Source organism: Streptomyces sp. NPDC059853, from assembly GCF_042731495.1.
Lineage (GTDB): Bacteria > Actinomycetota > Actinomycetes > Streptomycetales > Streptomycetaceae > Streptomyces.
In genome coordinates, this window is the sequence record NZ_JBHWJL010000544.1 from 1 (window position 1) to 1555 (window position 1555).

Consider the following 1555-nt stretch of genomic DNA (forward strand, 5'->3'; position numbering starts at 1 on the left):
GGCGGACAACGCCTACCTGCTGCGCTGCCGGGCCACCGGCGCCCAGCTGCTCATCGACGCCGCCGCCGAGCCCGCCACCCTCCTGGAGCTGACCGGGCCCGACGGCCTCACCGGCGTCGTCACCACCCACCGGCACGCCGACCACTGGCAGGCCCTGGCCGAGGTGGTCGCCGCCACCGGCGCCACCACCTACGCCGGCCGCCCCGACGCCGAGGGCATCCCCGTCCCCACCGACGTCGCCCTGGACGACGAGGACACCGTCACCTTCGGCGACATCACCCTCACCGTCCGCCGCCTCACCGGCCACACCCCCGGCTCCGTCGCCCTCGTCTACGACGACCCCGACGGCCACCCCCACCTGTTCACCGGCGACAGCCTCTTCCCCGGCGGCGTCGGCAACACCCACGGCGACCCCGCCGCCTTCGCCGGTCTGCTGCACGACGTGGAGACCCGGCTGTTCGCCACCCTTCCGGATGAGACCTGGGTCTACCCGGGACACGGCGCGGACACCACCCTCGGCGCCGAACGCCCGCACCTCCCCGCCTGGCGCGAGCGCGGCTGGTAGCCCGCCCCGGGCGCCCCGTACGGCCGCCCGGTGACCATGAGGTGTCGGTCCCCGGCAGTAGGGTTACGACCATGGCCGACCCCTCCAGCTACCGTCCCAAGCCGGGTGAAATCCCCGATGAGCCGGGCGTCTACCGCTTCCGCGACCAGCACGGCCGGGTCGTCTACGTCGGCAAGGCCAAGAGCCTGCGGCAGCGGCTTTCCTCCTACTTCCAGGACCTCACCCACCTGCACCCCAGGACCGCCACCATGGTCACCACGGCCGCCTCCGTGGAGTGGACCGTGGTCGCCACCGAGGTGGAGGCGCTCCAGCTGGAGTACACCTGGATCAAGGAGTACGACCCCCGCTTCAACGTCAAGTACCGCGACGACAAGAGCTATCCGTACCTCGCGGTCACGATGAACGAGGAGTTCCCCCGCGCCCAGGTCATGCGCGGCACCAAGCGCAAGGGCGTCCGGTACTTCGGCCCCTACGGCCACGCCTGGGCCATCCGCGAGACCGTCGACCTGCTGCTGCGGGTCTTCCCCGTCCGCACCTGCTCCGCCGGGGTGTTCAAACGCGCCCACCAGATCGGCCGCCCCTGCCTCCTCGGCTACATCGACAAGTGCTCCGCGCCCTGCGTCGGCCGCGTCACCCCCGAAGAGCACCGTGAACTCGCCGAGGAGTTCTGCGACTTCATGGCCGGCCGCACCGGCACCTATCTGCGCCGGCTGGAGAGCGGCATGCGGGAGGCCTCCGAGGCCATGGAGTACGAACGCGCCGGACGGCTGCGCGACGACATCGAGGCCCTGCGGCGCGCCATGGAGAAGAACGCCGTCGTCCTCGCCGACGCCACCGACGCCGACCTCGTCGCCGTCGCCGAGGACGAGCTGGAGGCCGCCGTCCAGATCTTCCACGTCCGCGGCGGCCGGGTGCGCGGCCAGCGCGGCTGGGTCACCGACAAGGTCGAGCACGTCGCCACCCCCCAGCTCGTCGAACACGCCCTCCAGC

Annotated in this window: 2 protein-coding genes; both read left to right on the top strand. The window is 72.3% G+C overall.

What is annotated here, in order from left to right; translation table 11 throughout:
- Window positions 1-565, top strand: a 565-nt coding sequence (locus tag ACFV5N_RS27720) for an MBL fold metallo-hydrolase (protein WP_385605264.1), incomplete at its 5' end; no start/stop codon positions are given.
- A 71-nt stretch (window positions 566-636) separates the two neighbouring features.
- The coding region (gene uvrC, locus ACFV5N_RS27725) for an excinuclease ABC subunit UvrC (RefSeq protein WP_385605267.1) at window positions 637-1555 on the top strand (919 nt) is incomplete at its 3' end.